Source organism: Serratia sp. 22264 (assembly GCF_052045345.1).
In the GTDB taxonomy this organism is placed as follows: Bacteria; Pseudomonadota; Gammaproteobacteria; order Enterobacterales; family Enterobacteriaceae; genus Serratia; species Serratia plymuthica.
This window is the reverse complement of record NZ_JBQEOY010000005.1, coordinates 193119-208740: the sequence shown is the minus strand read 5'-3', so window position 1 is coordinate 208740 and position 15622 is coordinate 193119. Positions and strand designations below refer to the sequence as shown.

Below are 15622 nucleotides of genomic sequence, written 5' to 3'. Positions count from 1 at the left end.
AATGTTACCTGCCGGTCATCTCTGATTCATTCTTTTCATCTATAAATCCAACGGGCATGGGTGCTGATGCACCCCTGTCGGCACTCAGTCAGGGACAGTAATGAACAAGCGGATCCTCGTGGCGATCGTCATCGCTGTTGTGATAGCCGGTTTTAGCGCTTTGCGCGGTAACGATCGGGTGATTGCCAACGTGCCTGCGGTGGCCGAAGGCCAGAGCATCGACCAACTGACGCAGCAAAAAAGGGTGGTGAGCTACCTGCAGCAGCATCAGCGGCTGCCGGACTATTACATCACCAAAAAGCAGGCGCGTGAGCAGGGGTGGGATGCGCGCAACGGCAACCTGTGTTCGGTTCTGCCGGGCAAAGCGATTGGCGGCGATCGTTTCTCAAACCGTGAAGGGCAACTGCCTACCGCCCGCAGCCGGGTATGGCGCGAGGCGGACATCAATTATCAATGCGGCCGGCGCGGGGCCGATCGCCTGTTGTATTCCAGCGACGGCCTGATTTTTGTCACGCGTGACCATTATAAAAACTTCATTCGGGTGGAGTGAGCTTGATGGCAAAAGTAGAGTTCGATTTTAATCAGATCCACGATTTGCCGGCGTTCTATCGCGATTTTGCGCATAAGTTTGCGCTCGATGAAGCCTTCGGCGCCAATCTGGACGCGTTGTGGGACGTGGTGACCGTCGATATCGGGTTGCCGGTCGAGATTGAGTTTACCCATCTCGATGCCCGTAGCAAACGCCGCTTCGGCGCGATTATCCTGCTGTTTGAAGAGGCGGAGGAAGAGCTGGAAGGCAGCCTGCGTTTCAATATTCGCGAAAGCAGCGGTGAACCTGCACATCACCGGGGATGAAACGGGTTCATCCCATGGTGACGGCGGCGATCATTCGGCGGTCTCGGCCAGATCGCGCAGGTACTGGAAGATTTGACGGTAGGCTTTCGGCGGCTTGTTAGCGGCCTTCTCTTTCTGCGCGTTACGCACCAGTGCGCGCAATTGCTGGCGATCGGCTTCCGGGTACAGGGCCAGGATAGACGGGATCGCGTCATCGCCTTCTTCCACCAAACGGTCACGCAGCGCTTCCAGCTTGTGGAACAGCGAAACCTGCTGGTTGTGGCGGTTCTTCAGCTTGTCGAGCGCGGTTTGAATCGGCTCTACGTCGCGGGCGCGCAGCATCTTGCCAATCAGTTGCAACTGACGGCGGCGGCCTTCTTTCTTGATCTTCTGCGCCAGTTCAATGGCGGCGCGCAAATCTTCGTCCAGCGGGATGCGTTCCAGCGCGTTCTTACCCAGTTCGACCAGCTCGGTCCCCAGGTCTTTTAGTGCTTCGGCATCACGTTTAATTTCACTTTTACTGACCCAGATAATCTCGTCATCGTCCTCGTCTTTGTTCTCCGGGACATCGTCGAGCCAGTCTTCAGGCTGTTTGTTCATGGTAGGCTCCGTTAAAAAGAGGCTAATCCTAACAGGTTGCCGGCTTTATGCGAAATTCCACGCGGTTCCTGTTAGACTCAAAAGCATAAATCACATGATTTTTGCGCGTGACTCCGCGCGCAACCACGCCGCCACGGCACTTTTCTCAACGATTTTCTGATTAATTATGGCAGATTGATGAAAGTAGTCACTCAAGTTGCAGAACAGCGCAAGGCGCTGGAACAGGCCGTTTCACAGGCTCTGGAGCTGGCGCGCGCCGGTTCCGATGCGGCAGAAGTTGCCGTAACCAAATCTACCGGTATCAGCGTCAGCACCCGCTTTGGCGAGGTGGAAAACGTCGAGTTCAACAGCGATGGCGCGTTGGGCATTACCGTGTATCACCAGCAGCGTAAAGGTAGCGCGTCTTCAACCGATCTCAGCCCGGACGCCATTGCCCGTACCGTACAGGCTGCGCTGGATATCGCTCGTTATACTTCTGCGGATCCGAACGCCGGCCCGGCGGAAAAAGACCTGCTGGCGTTTGAGGCGCCGGATCTGGATCTGTTCCACCCGGCGGAGCTGGACGCGGAGCGGGGCATCGAACTGGCTGCCCGCGCCGAGCAGGCGTCGCTGGCGGCGGACAAACGCATCACCAATACCGAAGGCGGCAGTTTTAACAGCCACTACGGCATCAAGGTGTTCGGCAACAGCCACGGCATGTTGCAAAGCTACTGTTCAAGCCGTCATTCGCTGTCGAGCTGTGTGATCGCCGAGCACGATGGCGATATGGAGCGTGACTACGCCTATACCATTGGCCGCGCTATGGGCGATTTGGCAAGCCCTGAATGGGTGGGCGAGGAGTGTGCACGTCGTACCTTGTCGCGCCTGGCGCCGCGCAAGTTGTCAACCATGACCGCCCCGGTGTTGTTCGCTTCTGAAGTGGCGACCGGTCTGTTCGGGCACCTGGTTGGCGCCATCAGCGGCAGCAGCGTTTACCGTAAATCCACCTTCCTGCTGGACTCGCTGGGCAAGCAGATCCTGCCGGACTGGCTGACCATCGAGGAGCACCCGCACCTGCTGAAAGGACTGGCTTCCACGCCGTTCGACAGCGAAGGCGTGCGTACCCAGCGGCGTGACATTGTCAAAGACGGCGTGCTGCAAACCTGGTTGCTGACCAGCTACGCGGCGCGTAAGCTCGGCATGCACAGCACCGGCCATGCCGGCGGCATCCACAACTGGCGCATTGCCGGGCAGGGCCATGACTTTGCCGGTATGTTGAAGCAACTGGGCACCGGTCTGGTGGTCACCGAGTTGATGGGGCAGGGCGTTAGCGGCATTACCGGCGACTATTCGCGCGGCGCCGCCGGTTTCTGGGTGGAAAATGGCGAGATCCAGTACCCGGTCAGCGAGATCACTATCGCCGGCAACCTGAAAGACATGCTGCGCAACATCGTCAGCGTGGGCAGCGATATCGAAACCCGCAGCAATATTCAGTGCGGTTCGGTGCTGCTGCCGGACATGAAAATCGCCGGCCAATAATACCTGCCAGGGCTGGCCGCTCCGGTTGCCAGCCTCTCTCCTTTCCCCCCGTTATAACCTTGCTTACAAATCTCTTGTTCCGGTTTTCAGCGCCCTTGCCTATGTTTAGGTTGAACAAAAACTTATACCCTATGAATGTCGAGTTGCAGCCAACGACGCCGCAGCTCGAAAGGCGACGGGTAGATAAAATAATAACTGGAAGGTGAGCAAGCATGTCGAACAAACTGAAAGCATTGATGGCGTTGGCGCTGCTGGGAGCCAGTTCACTGGCGGTCGCGGCAGATTTGGCCGACGATATGGACACCATCGCCGGCAATTACAAAACGGTGCTGAGCACTGACTCAACGGACACTCTGAAGCAGAGTCTGCAGAACATGCGCGCCGCCGCGCTGGATGCGAAGCAATCCACGCCGCCGAAGCTGGAGGATAAAGCGGCCGGCAGCCCGGAGATAAAAGATTTTCAGCATGGGCTGGACCAGCTTATCGGCCAGATAGACCAATCGCTGGCGCTGGCCAATCAAGGCAAGCTGGCTGAAGCCAAGCAGATCGCCCAGGGATTCAAGCAAACCCGCGACGTTAACCACAAGAAATTCCGCTAAGCCTTTTCGCGCCGTTCCGATCCCAGATAGCAGGACGGCGCCTGTCCCAACACGCGGCGAAACATGGTGGCAAAAGCCGCGCTGCTCTCATACCCCAACTCCAGAGCGACCTGCGTTACGCTGTTGCCCTCCGTCAACTGAGCCAGCGCCAGCACCACGCAGGCCCGTTGCCGCCATTGTGAAAATGACATCCCCGTTTGTGCGCGAAAGAATCGGCTGAAGGTGCGGATGCTCATATACAGGCGCGTGGCCCATTCCTGCGGCGAATCGTGCGCGTTGGGCTGAAGCAGGAACAGCTGGCATAATTCGCCCAGCCGCCGATCGGCGGGAAGGGGGATGTGCAGCGGCAGGGATTGCAGTTGGGCAAGCTCATGCAGCAGCAGGAAAACCAGCGCGCCGTCGCGGCCGTCCGGATCGTACTCCAGCGGCATATCCACCGCCGCCATCAAGAGTTGGCGCATCAGCGGCGTAACGCTGACCACCTGACAAACCTGCGGCTGAGAGGCCAGCAGCGCGGTCGGTTCAATGTACAGGCTGCGGGTGGTGACGCCGACCATTCTCACTTCATGCGGCATCTGCGGCGGCAGCCACACCGCCCGCTGCGGCGGCACAATCCAGTTCCCCTGGTGGGTAAATACGTGCATTACGCCGGTAGCGCCATAGAGCAACTGAGCGCGGCGGTGGCTGTGCATGGGCAGTAAATGGCCCGACGGGTAGTCGGTGCCGATGGCAATCACCGACCTTGGCACATGGTCGATGTCATCAATGCGTACGTTGCGCATAATCCTTATCAGAGCAGTTTGGCCGAAATGCAATGATAGTTGGCCTTTCATGTAAAGCAAGCCACTGGCCATAGCTCTACTATCAGGGCAGAAAAATAACGCTGCCTTGGTGGCGAGGTATTTTTATTGTTGATTAACCCCTTTTTAATTTAAACGCCGGGGCCGGGCGGGTTATCTCGTCTGCATCATACAAGAAGTTAATAAGGAATTATTTTATTCCAACACCTGAAGCAATAGTTCTTCTTTTAATGCTGTAACTATAAGGTGATATTTCATGTATAAGATCGGTGTGATTGGCGGTGGGGCGGCAGGTATTTCTTTCGCTTACAACTTTATCAAGAATAAGTCTGTTAATAATTGCAATAAGCATCTTTCCCTGAAAGTGTTTGACAAGCAGGGGTTCAATGGCGGTATGGCTTACAGCAGCGATTTTGACAGCCATATTTTAAATATGACGCCAGAGAATATGTCGGCGGATATTTTTGACAGTGCACATTTTTCCGATTGGATCACGACGCATTTTCGGCGATACAGTAAAGATCGCTACCCACCCCGCTGGCTTTATAAAGAATATCTCGATTTTATTCGCGACAGGGCGGTGTTTATGGCGGCTGCCAGCAACGTCACGCTGAATTTCGTGACCGCCGAAGTTGAGGAGATAGGTTCGCATCCAGGAGGATATTTGCTGACAACGGCCTGCGGGGCCGCGGAGCAGATGAATGCGGTAGTGCTGTGCTCGGGGCATAATGAGCCGGCGAGCCTCTACCCGATTGACGGGGTGATTGCCTATCAGGCCAATCGGGATCTGCCCGCCATCAATCCTGCATCGGCAGTCGGCGTGATTGGCTGTAGCCTGACGGCGATCGACGCCATTATTGAGCTGATTGAGCGGGTGGGGGCGAGCAATATTACCGCCCTGTCGCGTTCCGGGCTTTTCCCCAGCGTGCAGCCTGCGTTGATGCGCGCGCCACCGCCAGAATTCAGGCAACGGCTGAACCGTTTTGTCGCCGACAACAGCTATATTGATGCGCACCAGTGGGTTCAGGTGATTAACGCGGCGCTCGAAGAATATTACCCAGGGCAGGAACGGCTAACGGTGCTGTCTGCAATGGGGGCCGAAAGGGATTGCTATCGTGACCTGGCCGAAAGCCTGGATCGGGCGCGCTTTGCCCGTGAGCATATCTGTAGCTATCTGGCAGCGATTCATCCGGCCGTATGTGAAGCCTGGGTAAAAATGGATGAAAATAACCGACAGATCTTCATGCGCTTCTATAACTCTTCCTGGATGCGCAATCGGCACGCCATGCCACTAAAAAATGCCTATAAAATTATTGCGGCGCTAGAGAGCCAACGTTTGCGCGCCTTTGGTGGGGTGGTAAATATAGAAAAAGAAGGCCGGGGATTTAAAACCCTTTGCCACAATGCGGAGGTGCATAGCCAATATTTGCTTAATTGCACCACGCCCTCATACCAACTGAAGTTAAGTCGATTAAATAAAAAGATGCTTCAGGGCGGCCTGGTACAGGAAAATATCTTCGGTGGCGTAAAATGCAATCCATTTACGTTAAAAGTGTCGGATGAAAAAGGCAATGAGCAGGATCTCTATTCCCTTGGAGCCCCCGCCAAAGGCGACCTTTTTTATACTTCCGCAATGGAATCCATCACCCGGGATATCAGCAAAATAGTTTTCAACAACAGCATATTTAATGGAAATAAGGCGGAAGCATGAAAAACGTAGCGCTATTTGTTGGCAACGATATTTTTTCCTGGCTGGCATGTCAGGATGTTATTAGCGCCTTACACAAGGAATGCACCTTTACGGTTTATTTTCCACTGGCGAAAGCCGCCGGCCGGCTGCAGGAGCCTGAAATTCGCCAGCTTGCCTTGTATGAACGTGAAGTGTTGAATGACTTCGTTTTCCCCTTTGTCAGCAGAAATGCCGATGCCTGCGAGGGCGCTTACCAGCCGCCGCAGGTTTTCCTGGCCGGCGCAGGCATCACGGCGCACCGTATTGCAGACATCAATGACGCCACTTTTATCAGCAGCCTGGGTAATATGGACGCGGTGGTTTCTTTGCGCTGCTACCAGAAGTTTTCCGCGGATTACGTCCGGGCCTTCAGCCAGCGCGGCAAGCTGCTGTGGAATCTGCATCCGGGCGATTTGCCGCATTACCGTGGCGTGATGACGCTGTTCCGCGCCATGATGAACGGCGAGAAAAACGGCGCGTTAACGTTGCACGAGATGGATGAACACTGGGATGCCGGGCCGGTGCTTGCCCGCTTGCCGATCGAATTGCGTTATGAACTGTCGTTTTTGGAAAACATGATGCTGGCGGGCATGCGGTCCGGTGCATTTTTAGCGGGGCAGCTAATGCGCGCGGGCGAACGCAAGTCCCTTATTGTCGAGCGGCAGGGTAATTATCGCTATTGGGGATTTCCGGATGCGCTGACTCTGGCGCAGGCGGCGGAAGCCGGGATTGAGCTTATCGATCATGATGCCATTCGCCGGCATTATCTGGCGCTGTTTGTCGGCGACGAGTTCCATCCACTTGCCGGTCAGTTCTCTGCCGGTTTCGACGATTTCATCCGGGCGCATGGCCATGATTGAAACGTTGATTATTCTCGGTGCCGGTTTCATTACCGGCATCACCACCATCTTGTTCGGCTTTGGCGGCGGCTTTGTGGTGGTGCCCTTTGTCTATCATCTGGTGTCTTCCTCCGGCGAACAGCCGGGCCAGGCGATGCATATCGCCGTAGCGACCTCAACGGCGGTGATGATCCTCAATTCGGGTTACGCCACCCTAACCAACTGGCGCAGCGGCAACCTGCTGCGTGAAACCATCATCCCGCTGATCTTTTTCATCAGCATTGGTGCCGCACTGGGCGCTTTTGCCTCTACGCTGCTGGCGGACAATGTGGTCAGGCTGCTGTTCGTGATTTATATGCTGGTGACGATTGCGGATTGTCTGTTCAGGCAGGGTTTTTTGGTCAAACCGGCGCGCGCGGCGCTGTCAAAGATGACGTTGTGGGCCGGTGGCCCGCTGATTGGGGTGATCGCCACTATGCTCGGCGTGGGGGGCAGCGTGATGACGGTGCCTTTGTTGCGTCGGCATGGCTATGAAATGAAGCACTGCGTCAGCGCGGCCAATCCCTTGTCGATTCCGGTCGCTGTCATCGGCGCACTGATGTATATCGGTTTGGGCTGGCAGGAAATGAGCGGGCCGCACTATCTTGGCTACGTCAACCTGACCATTCTTGGGCTGCTGGTGGCGGCCGGCATTGCGGGGATCGTCTTTGCCAAAAGGGCGTTGCCGAAGGTCAATGACAAGCTGCACGCCAGAGTTTACGTGTTGCTGCTGGTGGTGGTACTGATCGCTATCAGCCTGTAAGGCTCAGAAAGGGCGGCATGTTCACCGCCCTGAATTACCGCTTAGCGGTGGTATTCACCTGCCGCTTCCGGCTGGTACAGCAGTTCCAGCACTTCGATCCGCGCTTCTTCGCCGTTCGGCAACTGCCAGGTAATCTGGTTGCCTACATGCATGCCCAGCAGCGCTGCGCCCAGCGGCGCCATCACTGACAACTGCTCGTGGCTGTCCTTCAGCGAGGCCGGGTACACCAGCGTGCGCACGTGCTCTTCTGCGGTATGCAGATCGCGGAAACGCACGCGGCTGTTCATGGTCACCACGTTGGCCGGGATCTGGGCCGGCGGCAGGATTTCGGCGCGATCCAGCTCGTCGTTCAGCGCGATGGCGACGTCGGTGTTGGCAAAGGCCGGTTGTTCCAATAGCGCATCCAGGCGTTCCGCATCCAGCTCATTAATAGTAATGGTTGGTTTGGTCATTCCACTCTCCAGTCAAATCAAAGGGCGCCCGTTTTCGCGCCCATAAATTCGGAAAAACAGCACAAAAGCAACGCCCCCGCGCCAGAGGAGCGGGGGCGTTGCTGATGTCGAATTGTCTTACCGATAGTAGGCGGTTAAGCGGTGAAAAGAAAGAGATCCCGATCACGAAGCTTTTCACTGCGGCGGGGAGAAACGGAAACCCTTTGTGGCATTAACTTTCTGTAATGTCATTAAATTATCTTAAAAGCGCTTATTTTGCGAAATGGATCCCTGACAATCATTGAATTTCCACTTTAAACTGGAAAAAAAGCGGCTACACAGAAATTCTCCCCGGGGTTAGGGTAAGACATCAAAGAAAGCGGGAAATACCCACCGCCTTTCAAGCTGCAGCGTTGTTGGCTGCTTTACAAGACCCACGAGCTGAGCGCCTGGCTGTAACTTGAAATTCATAGGGTATATTCAGGTGATGCATTCTGCGACTTACGAATAATGTTGGAACCAGGGGTATTGAAAAGTGAATGAAGGATCTGTTGCGATAGAAAAAAATGAGCGGTCTGACCTCGGCGAGGCCGGGGCGATCACCGATAAGGTGCTGGCCGATATTACCGCCATGCTGAATGCAGAAAACATTTATACCAATGCAGTACAGCAACAGATGCTGGAATCGCATATTCGTGCCATGGTACTGCGTTCAATGACTGGTGAACCCTTGCCGGAAGTCGATAAATCGCTTTTTGATGAGATTTCAGCGGAATCGATGCAAATGGCTGAGCGAGTTGTCGATAATTTTCCGGCTCTGCCGATCGAAGAAGCTTATTTGCTTTCTGTGCATTTTGAAGTGGCAAAAGACAATAACCAATAGCGATTAACGCATTCATATCATCAGGAGAAAATACCATGGGTCAGATTACCGTAGTGATTGGCGATCGTTTGGGCAAAGGCCAGAAAGTCGGCCAGGGCATTGAAACGGCTGGCGGAAAAGCCATCGTTATCCCTGGCGTAGCGGCGGATATGAAGCTGGGCGACGTAATGAAAGCGGAAGGTGCGCAGTTGGGAATTTCCTTCTGCGGCAGCGGCGGTGCCGGGGCAATTACCGCGCAGACCAAATACGGCTACAAAGCGAAATACGGCATGCGCTCCATTGATGAAGGCGTGACGGCAATCAACGAAGGTTATATCGTGCTGGGTTTTGGCTTTATGGATAAAGAAGAATTGGGCCAAAGACTGGTGGAAGCCTACATCAAAAAACACGGCAACCCGTAATGAAAGAACACTATACCACATCGGTAAAGGTGGAGGGCAAGGGTGACAGCAAAGCGAAAGCTTTTGCTTCCGCCTTGGCTAATGTGCAGGGCACGGTATTAAAATCCACCAGCAATATTCTGCTGCGCATTGAACCGCAGGATGTCAGCGTATTAAAAGCGGAAGAGAAAATAACAAAAGAGAAATTTCTCTTTTTCTTTTTACCGCGAGAAAGAAAAACCTACACCGTGACTCTGGAAATAACCGTGAACGTGACAATGATTAATACAGAAAAGGTTGTCTTCGTCACGAAATAAAAACGTTAGCATAAATCTAAGGGTATACTGATGTTTTTAATCATCTTATTTAAGTCGCTTATTATTGGCGGACTGGTGGGGGTTGGCGTAGGGGCTGGCGCCGCACGCATGTTCCATGCTCCGACGACACAGGGCATGGGCGCCTTCCGCACCTTGGGCGAGCTGAATTCCTGCGAAGGCGATCCGGCTTCCCACTTCTCATTCGGCCTGGGTTTCTTCTTCAACGCCTGGGCGTCTTCCGTGGCGGCGGGCGCCTTCACGCAGGACGTTGACCACCGCATCATCCCTCACTGGGGCGCGGCAGCCTTGATGGTCAAGAACCGCAACCTGGCGCAAACGCTGCATGACCCGAAAAAAATGGCTATCGCCTGCGGCGTTATCGGCATGCTGGTGGTGGCGTTCCTCAATACCACCGCTTCCGCAGTGCCCGCTGCGCTGCAGGTTACGGCAATCAAAGTGCTGGTGCCGGCGGCTAACCTGCTGGTGAACACCGTGATGCCGGTGATCTTCTGGCTGGCGGCGATCGACGCCGGGCGTCGCTCTGGTTTCTGGGGAACCATTTTCGGCGGCCTGGCGCAGCTGATCATGGGCAACGCCGTGCCGGGTCTGGTGCTGGGCATTCTGATCGGTAAGGGCGTGGAAGAGAGCGGCTGGAACAAAATCACCAAGATCATGATGGCGGTGATCGTGCTGCTGTTCGTGCTGAGCGGTTTCTTCCGCGGCTTCGACATGAAAGTCCTCGAGTCCTTCAGCCTCGGCGTGCCGGGTTGGCTGGACACCATTCACAACACCCTGAGCGGTAAATAAGGAGCGGGATGATGGAAGAACAAACCCAAAAAGGCTTCTGGTACGCCGACTGGTCATTCCCGATTTTTGTTGGCCTGCTCTCGTCCGGTGTGTTCGCCGGGACGCACATGTACTACCTGTATGGCATCGGCGCGTTTAACGAAGTGGCCTTCGTTTCCATGCTGCGTGCCGGGATGGACACCGGCGTTTATGGCGCGGTGGCGGCATTCGGCGCCAGCTTCCTGTTTGCGCGCATCATTGAAGGCTCGCTGGTGGGCATTCTGGACATCGGCGGCGCGATCCAGACCGGCGTGGGGTTGGGCGTTCCGGCGCTGTTGCTGGGCGCGGGGATCATCTTCCCGGTCGCCAACTTTGCCGCCTCGCTGGTGACCGGCCTGGTGATTGGTCTGGCGATTGGCTACCTGATCATTCTGGCACGCAAATTCACCATCAGCCAGAGCAACTCCACCTACGGCGCAGACGTAATGATGGGGGCAGGTAACTCCTCAGGCCGCTTCCTGGGGCCGTTGATCATCCTGTCGGCGATGACCGCATCCATTCCGATTGGCGTTGGTTCGCTGCTTGGCGCGCTGCTGTTCTATATCTGGGGCAAGCCAATCACTGGCGGAGCGATCCTTGGCGCAATGCTGTTAGGGGCCATTTTCCCTGTCGCCATTGCTTAATCACTGTTCCAGAGCCGTGTGATAGTGGGGCGGTGCGCCGCCCCCTGCTGGAAAAGGAGTAGCGCAGTATGTATGACTTAGTAATCCGACGCGCCAGGCTGGCGGACGACCGACTGGTCGATCTGGCGGTTCTGGACGGTAAGATTGTCGTCGTTGGGCAGTTGGCCGATGACGTCAACGCCGGCAGGCAACTGGATCTGGCGGGCAATTGCCGCCTCAGCGCCGGCTGGATCGACTCCCACGTGCACTGCTATCCTTCTTCGCCGATTTACTATGACGAACCGGACTTAGTGGGCGTAGCCAGTGGCGTGACCTCGGTGGTTGACGCCGGCAGCACCGGCACCGACGACGTTGACGAGTTCTATGCTCTGACGCGCCGGGCCAAAACCAACGTATTCGCTTTCCTGAATATCTCGCGCATCGGGTTGTTACGCCAAAATGAGCTGGCCGATCTGGCGGATATCGACCCGCCGACGGTGAAAAAATCCATCGATGCCTACCCCGGTTTCATCATAGGCATCAAGGCGCGCATGAGCAGCAGCGTGGTGGGGCAAAACGGCATTGTGCCGTTGGTGCGCGCCAAGCAAATCCAGCAGGAAAACAACCGGTTGCCGCTGATGGTGCATATCGGCAATAACCCGCCGAATCTGGATGACATCGCCGATCTGCTGACCCGCGGCGACATCATTACCCACTGCTATAACGGCAAGCCGAACCGCATTCTGACCCCGGCGGGTACGTTGCGCGAGTCGATCCAGCGGGCGCTGAAACGCGGCGTGCTGCTCGACGTGGGCCACGGCACCGCCAGTTTCAGCTTTGACGTGGCACGCCAGGCGATTGGGCTTGGCATTCTCCCGCACACCATCAGCTCCGATATCTATTGCCGCAACCGCATGGCCGGGCCGGTACACAGCCTGGCGACGGTGATGTCCAAATTCTTCAGCATTGGCCTGTCGTTGCCGCAGGTGATTGCCTGCGTGACGGAAAATGCCGCTTCGGCGCTGAGCCTGACCCATAAAGGCCGGCTGGAGCCGGGTTATGACGCCGATTTTACCCTGTTCGATCTCCGCCTGGGGCCGCAGGTATTTGCCGACTCAGAAGGGCAATCGGTCGGTGGCGAACAGTTGTTGGTTCCGTTGGCTGCGGTGGTAGCCGGGGAAATTCTATTAACCGACGAAGGGAAAGCCCATCATGTCTTCGATTTATGAAAAATATAATTTAAAACAAGTGATTAACACTTCTGGCCGTATGACTATTCTTGGCGTATCTACCCCGCGTCAGGAGGTGATTGACGCCGTCGACTACGGCCTGAATCACTATTTTGAAATCAAGGATCTGGTTAACAAGACCGGTGCTTACATCGCCGATCTGCTGAATGTGGAAGATGCCGTGATCGTGTCTTGCGCCTCGGCGGGTATCGCCCAGTCGGTGGCGGCAGTGATCGTCAAAGACAATGCCAACCTGCTGGTGAACCTGCACTCGGCGCCAATCACCGTGCCGCGCGAGATAGTGTTGCCGCGCGGCCACAACGTGAACTTCGGTGCCCCGGTCGACACTATGGTTGCCCTCGGCGGCGGCAAGGTGGTTGAGGCGGGTTATGCCAACGAATGCTCAGCAGAGCAGCTCGAGGCCTGCATCACGCCGCAAACGGCGGCGATCCTGTACATCAAATCGCACCACTGCGTGCAGAAAAGCATTCTTTCCGTCGAGCAGGCGGTGGTGGTGGCGCGCAAGCATGATCTGCCGCTGATCGTCGATGCCGCCGCAGAAGAAGATCTGATGTGCTACTACCAGATGGGGGCCGATCTGGTGATCTACAGCGGCGCCAAGGCCATCGAAGGCCCAACCAGCGGCCTGGTGGTGGGTAAGCGGCAATACGTGGAGTGGGTGAAGCTGCAATCCGGCGGCATTGGCCGGGCGATGAAGGTCGGCAAAGAGGGCATCCTCGGCCTGACGCAGGCGATTGAAAGCTACCTGAAGCTGGAAAAAACCACCGGTGAGCAGATGGTGGCGCGAATGACGCCGTTTATCACCAGCCTGAACTCGCTGACCGGCATCAGCGCCAAAACCGTCTGGGACAGCGCCGGCCGCGATATCGCCCGTGCTGAAATCACCTTTGACGAAGCGGTGCTGGGGCGCTCTACCACCGACATCGTCCAGGCGCTGAAAACCGGCGAGATCGCCATCTACTTCCGTGGCTATAAGGCCAATGAAGGCAAAATCGAAGTGGATGTGCGTAGCGTCGACGAGCAGCAACTGATGACCGTCTTTACCTGTATTAAAAATCTGTTTACGGAGAAACAAGCATGAAGCTGCAGCCAAACTATTACCGCGACCGTCTGTGCCTCAACGTACTGGCCGGCTCAAAAGACAATGCGCAGGCTATTTATGCGGCGGCGGAAGGGCATGTGCTGGTCGGGGTTCTCTCCAAGAACTATCCGGACGTCGACAGCGCGGTGGCGGATATGCAGCACTATGCGCAACTGATCGAGAATGCGCTGTCGGTGGGCCTGGGGGCGGGCGATCCCAAACAATCCGCGATGGTCAGCCTGATTGCCCAGCGCGTTCAGCCGCAGCACGTCAATCAGGTGTTTACCGGCGTGGGCGCCAGCCGTGCGCTGCTGGGCCAGAGCGACAGCGTGGTGAACGGGCTGGTTTCTCCGACCGGTCGCGTCGGCTTTGTGAAGATCTCGACCGGCCCGCTGAGCGCTGCCGCGCCAGACGGCATCGTACCGGTCGAGACGGCCATCGCCATGTTGAAAGATATGGGCGGCAGCTCCATCAAGTATTTCCCGATGGGCGGGTTGGCGTGTAAAGAAGAATATCGGTATGTGGCTCAAGCCTGCGCCGAGCATGATTTTATGCTGGAGCCGACTGGCGGCATCGATCTGGAAAACTTCGAACCGATCGTTGAGATTGCATTGGCCGCCGGCGTGAAGCGAATTATTCCGCATATCTACAGTTCCATTATTGATTCTGCCACCGGTGATACCCGCCCGCAGGATGTGAAAACCCTGTTGGCGATGAGCAAAAAGCTGGTGGGTTAAGCGCAGCCAACAACGCTGCAGCTTCACGCAAGAAAGGTATATCGGATGACGTAAGGCAGGGAGGCTACCCTTCTCTCTACAGGCGCGGTATGCCGCGCCGTTAGCTACAATAAGGACAATCATGCGAAACTGGCAGGCTTCCCCCTTACGTACTGCGTTAACCCTGGCGCTGCTGGCTATCGCCAGCCCGGCGCTGCACGCTGAGGATGCAATGAACTCCACGTCATCTCATTTTGCTTATATCGGTACTTACAACCCTAACGGTGAAGGCGTTTACCGGGTGCAGGTCGATCCGGTCAGCGGCGCGCTGAGCGCGAAAACGCTGGTCAGCAACCAGCCGAATCCGGCGCAGCTTACCCTGGATGCCCAAGGCCGGACGCTGTATGTCGCCAGCGAAGTGGCCGATTTTAACGGCAGCAAGCACGGCGGCATCATCGCTTATCGCATCAACCCGGTAGATGGCGGGCTGACGCAACTGAATCAGGTTGATTCGCAGGGCGCGGGGCCGGTTTACCTTTCCCTGACGCCGGACGGCCGCCATCTGCTGGTGGCGAACTACGTCAGCGGCACCGTGGCGGCGTTTCCGGTTGAGAATGACGGCAAATTGGGCAATGCCAGTTCAGTGCAACAGGATCAGGGGCCGGCAGGCGCGAGCAAACCTGCGGCGGCGGTGGAGGGCAGTTTTGCCGCCAGCGACCATAATGGCCCGCACGCGCATATGATCGCCTGCGATCCGAGCGGCAAGTTTGTGTTTTCCACCGATCTGGGGCTGGATCGCCTCTACCAGTGGCGCTTTGACGGCGCAAGCGGCCAACTGACGCCAAACGATCCGCCGTGGATCGCCGCTTCTTCCGCCGGTGCCGGCCCGCGTCACTTTGTGTTCCATCCGGACGGCAAGACGGTGCTGTTGGTGAACGAAGAGGCTTCGACGCTGACCAGCTACCGTTTTGACAGCCAAAAAGGTACTCTGAAACAATTACATACCCTTTCTTCGCTGCCTGCCGATTATAAGGGCACCAGCTTTGCTTCGGGGTTGGTCTTGAGTGAGGACGGCAAGAATCTGTATGTCGCCAACCGGCTGCATAACAGCATCGCGCAGTTCAGCGTTGGCGCCGATGGCGAATTGAAGCCGGTGGCGGAAATCTGGACGCGCGGTGACTATCCGCGATCGTTGACGTTGAGCCCGGACGGGCATTATCTCTATGCGATGAATCAGCGCAGCGATAACGTCACCCGTTTCAGCCTGGACAAGGCCAGCGGCAAACTCAGCTTTGTTGAGGGCTATACGCCGGTAGGCAGCCCCTCGCAAATGGTGTTCCTGCCGGTGACGAAGTAACTCGTTGCCCGCCTGGTTTCCCCAGGTGGGCACCTTAA

19 protein-coding genes are annotated in these 15622 nt (G+C 56.3%); 16 read left to right on the top strand and 3 right to left on the bottom strand.

The window, feature by feature from the left end:
- Positions 1-100: 100 nt before the first annotated feature.
- Positions 101-550 carry a ribonuclease gene (locus ACTJJ1_RS18300; protein ID WP_004948611.1) on the top strand — a complete coding sequence of 150 codons (450 nt, stop codon included), beginning with the start codon at positions 101-103 and terminating at the stop codon, positions 548-550.
- Between the two features lie 5 nt (positions 551-555).
- Entirely contained in the window at positions 556-855 is a 300-nt protein-coding gene (locus ACTJJ1_RS18295; RefSeq protein ID WP_004948609.1) for a barstar family protein, read from the top strand.
- 30 nt (positions 856-885) lie between these two features.
- Here the strand turns inward: ACTJJ1_RS18295 and yjgA are convergent, their stop codons facing one another.
- Positions 886-1434, bottom strand: a complete 549-nt coding sequence (gene yjgA / locus ACTJJ1_RS18290; protein WP_004948607.1) for a ribosome biogenesis factor YjgA — start codon at positions 1432-1434, stop codon at positions 886-888.
- A gap of 177 nt (positions 1435-1611) precedes the next feature.
- Here yjgA and pmbA point away from each other — a divergent pair, with 177 nt between their 5' ends.
- Positions 1612-2952, top strand: a complete 1341-nt coding sequence (pmbA, locus tag ACTJJ1_RS18285; RefSeq protein ID WP_004948605.1) for a metalloprotease PmbA — start codon at positions 1612-1614, stop codon at positions 2950-2952.
- Between the two features lie 212 nt (positions 2953-3164).
- Positions 3165-3551, top strand: coding sequence for a cytochrome b562 (gene cybC, locus ACTJJ1_RS18280; RefSeq protein ID WP_004948604.1), 387 nt, complete (start codon positions 3165-3167; stop codon positions 3549-3551).
- On the opposite strand, the gene ACTJJ1_RS18275 is transcribed toward cybC, so the two are convergent.
- Positions 3548-4333 (bottom strand): AraC family transcriptional regulator, encoded by a 786-nt coding sequence (locus tag ACTJJ1_RS18275; RefSeq protein WP_037433689.1) that lies wholly within the window; start codon positions 4331-4333, stop codon positions 3548-3550. The two genes, cybC and ACTJJ1_RS18275, sit on opposite strands and share 4 nt — an antisense overlap.
- A gap of 274 nt (positions 4334-4607) precedes the next feature.
- On the opposite strand from ACTJJ1_RS18275, the gene ACTJJ1_RS18270 reads away from it, so the two are divergent.
- From ACTJJ1_RS18270 to ACTJJ1_RS18260, 3 genes are read left to right on the top strand one after another with little or no spacing between them, the layout of a single operon-like run.
- Positions 4608-6062: an FAD/NAD(P)-binding protein gene (locus ACTJJ1_RS18270; protein WP_004948598.1), complete on the top strand. Its 1455-nt coding sequence runs from the start codon at positions 4608-4610 to the stop codon at positions 6060-6062.
- Positions 6059-6940, top strand: a complete 882-nt coding sequence (locus tag ACTJJ1_RS18265; protein ID WP_064799199.1) for a formyltransferase family protein — start codon at positions 6059-6061, stop codon at positions 6938-6940. Before ACTJJ1_RS18270 ends, ACTJJ1_RS18265 begins: the two co-directional genes overlap by 4 nt.
- Positions 6933-7721, top strand: a complete 789-nt coding sequence (locus ACTJJ1_RS18260) for a sulfite exporter TauE/SafE family protein (protein ID WP_440834754.1) — start codon at positions 6933-6935, stop codon at positions 7719-7721. Before ACTJJ1_RS18265 ends, ACTJJ1_RS18260 begins: the two co-directional genes overlap by 8 nt.
- A 41-nt stretch (positions 7722-7762) precedes the next feature.
- Here the strand turns inward: ACTJJ1_RS18260 and rnk are convergent, their stop codons facing one another.
- Positions 7763-8173 carry a nucleoside diphosphate kinase regulator gene (rnk, locus tag ACTJJ1_RS18255; RefSeq protein WP_004948590.1) on the bottom strand — a complete coding sequence of 137 codons (411 nt, stop codon included), beginning with the start codon at positions 8171-8173 and terminating at the stop codon, positions 7763-7765.
- A 514-nt stretch (positions 8174-8687) separates the two neighbouring features.
- On the opposite strand from rnk, the gene ACTJJ1_RS18250 reads away from it, so the two are divergent.
- From ACTJJ1_RS18250 to ACTJJ1_RS18210, 9 genes are all read left to right on the top strand, one after another.
- Positions 8688-9035, top strand: coding sequence for a glycine dehydrogenase (locus tag ACTJJ1_RS18250; RefSeq protein WP_006328280.1), 348 nt, complete (start codon positions 8688-8690; stop codon positions 9033-9035).
- 35 nt (positions 9036-9070) lie between these two features.
- Positions 9071-9436, top strand: a complete 366-nt coding sequence (locus ACTJJ1_RS18245; RefSeq protein ID WP_004948582.1) for an SFCGS family glycine-rich protein — start codon at positions 9071-9073, stop codon at positions 9434-9436.
- Entirely contained in the window at positions 9436-9732 is a 297-nt protein-coding gene (locus ACTJJ1_RS18240; protein ID WP_004948579.1) for a DUF4312 family protein, read from the top strand. Before ACTJJ1_RS18245 ends, ACTJJ1_RS18240 begins: the two co-directional genes overlap by 1 nt.
- Before the next feature lie 30 nt (positions 9733-9762).
- Entirely contained in the window at positions 9763-10539 is a 777-nt protein-coding gene (locus ACTJJ1_RS18235) for a DUF4311 domain-containing protein (protein ID WP_006317117.1), read from the top strand.
- An 11-nt stretch (positions 10540-10550) separates the two neighbouring features.
- Positions 10551-11201: a DUF4310 family protein gene (locus ACTJJ1_RS18230; RefSeq protein ID WP_041417193.1), complete on the top strand. Its 651-nt coding sequence runs from the start codon at positions 10551-10553 to the stop codon at positions 11199-11201.
- Between the two features lie 68 nt (positions 11202-11269).
- Positions 11270-12409 (top strand): amidohydrolase/deacetylase family metallohydrolase, encoded by a 1140-nt coding sequence (locus ACTJJ1_RS18225; protein WP_409443688.1) that lies wholly within the window; start codon positions 11270-11272, stop codon positions 12407-12409.
- Positions 12393-13511, top strand: coding sequence for a DgaE family pyridoxal phosphate-dependent ammonia lyase (locus tag ACTJJ1_RS18220; RefSeq protein WP_020439858.1), 1119 nt, complete (start codon positions 12393-12395; stop codon positions 13509-13511). The genes ACTJJ1_RS18225 and ACTJJ1_RS18220 overlap by 17 nt, the downstream gene beginning before the upstream one ends.
- Positions 13508-14248 (top strand): 2-dehydro-3-deoxy-phosphogluconate aldolase, encoded by a 741-nt coding sequence (gene dagF / locus ACTJJ1_RS18215; RefSeq protein ID WP_004948565.1) that lies wholly within the window; start codon positions 13508-13510, stop codon positions 14246-14248. The genes ACTJJ1_RS18220 and dagF overlap by 4 nt, the downstream gene beginning before the upstream one ends.
- Positions 14249-14369: 121 nt before the next feature.
- On the top strand, positions 14370-15584 hold the full coding sequence (locus tag ACTJJ1_RS18210) for a lactonase family protein (protein ID WP_440834750.1): 1215 nt from the start codon (positions 14370-14372) through the stop codon (positions 15582-15584).
- The last annotated feature ends 38 nt before the right edge of the window (positions 15585-15622 follow it).

Excerpts from the sequence above, each read along its gene's own strand:
- ACTJJ1_RS18225 (WP_409443688.1), top strand. The coding sequence starts at position 11,270 with ATGTATGACTTAGTAATCCGACGCGCCAGGCTGGCGGACGACCGACTG.
- ACTJJ1_RS18240 (WP_004948579.1), top strand. The coding sequence starts at position 9,436 with ATGAAAGAACACTATACCACATCGGTAAAGGTGGAGGGCAAGGGTGAC.
- pmbA (WP_004948605.1), top strand. The coding sequence starts at position 1,612 with ATGAAAGTAGTCACTCAAGTTGCAGAACAGCGCAAGGCGCTGGAACAG.
- ACTJJ1_RS18245 (WP_004948582.1), top strand. The coding sequence starts at position 9,071 with ATGGGTCAGATTACCGTAGTGATTGGCGATCGTTTGGGCAAAGGCCAG.
- rnk (WP_004948590.1), bottom strand. The coding sequence starts at position 8,173 with ATGACCAAACCAACCATTACTATTAATGAGCTGGATGCGGAACGCCTG.
- ACTJJ1_RS18295 (WP_004948609.1), top strand. The coding sequence starts at position 556 with ATGGCAAAAGTAGAGTTCGATTTTAATCAGATCCACGATTTGCCGGCG.
- ACTJJ1_RS18265 (WP_064799199.1), top strand. The coding sequence starts at position 6,059 with ATGAAAAACGTAGCGCTATTTGTTGGCAACGATATTTTTTCCTGGCTG.
- ACTJJ1_RS18260 (WP_440834754.1), top strand. The coding sequence starts at position 6,933 with ATGATTGAAACGTTGATTATTCTCGGTGCCGGTTTCATTACCGGCATC.
- yjgA (WP_004948607.1), bottom strand. The coding sequence starts at position 1,434 with ATGAACAAACAGCCTGAAGACTGGCTCGACGATGTCCCGGAGAACAAA.
- ACTJJ1_RS18300 (WP_004948611.1), top strand. The coding sequence starts at position 101 with ATGAACAAGCGGATCCTCGTGGCGATCGTCATCGCTGTTGTGATAGCC.
- ACTJJ1_RS18230 (WP_041417193.1), top strand. The coding sequence starts at position 10,551 with ATGGAAGAACAAACCCAAAAAGGCTTCTGGTACGCCGACTGGTCATTC.
- ACTJJ1_RS18275 (WP_037433689.1), bottom strand. The coding sequence starts at position 4,333 with ATGCGCAACGTACGCATTGATGACATCGACCATGTGCCAAGGTCGGTG.
- ACTJJ1_RS18235 (WP_006317117.1), top strand. The coding sequence starts at position 9,763 with ATGTTTTTAATCATCTTATTTAAGTCGCTTATTATTGGCGGACTGGTG.
- ACTJJ1_RS18220 (WP_020439858.1), top strand. The coding sequence starts at position 12,393 with ATGTCTTCGATTTATGAAAAATATAATTTAAAACAAGTGATTAACACT.
- ACTJJ1_RS18270 (WP_004948598.1), top strand. The coding sequence starts at position 4,608 with ATGTATAAGATCGGTGTGATTGGCGGTGGGGCGGCAGGTATTTCTTTC.
- dagF (WP_004948565.1), top strand. The coding sequence starts at position 13,508 with ATGAAGCTGCAGCCAAACTATTACCGCGACCGTCTGTGCCTCAACGTA.
- cybC (WP_004948604.1), top strand. The coding sequence starts at position 3,165 with ATGTCGAACAAACTGAAAGCATTGATGGCGTTGGCGCTGCTGGGAGCC.
- ACTJJ1_RS18210 (WP_440834750.1), top strand. The coding sequence starts at position 14,370 with ATGCGAAACTGGCAGGCTTCCCCCTTACGTACTGCGTTAACCCTGGCG.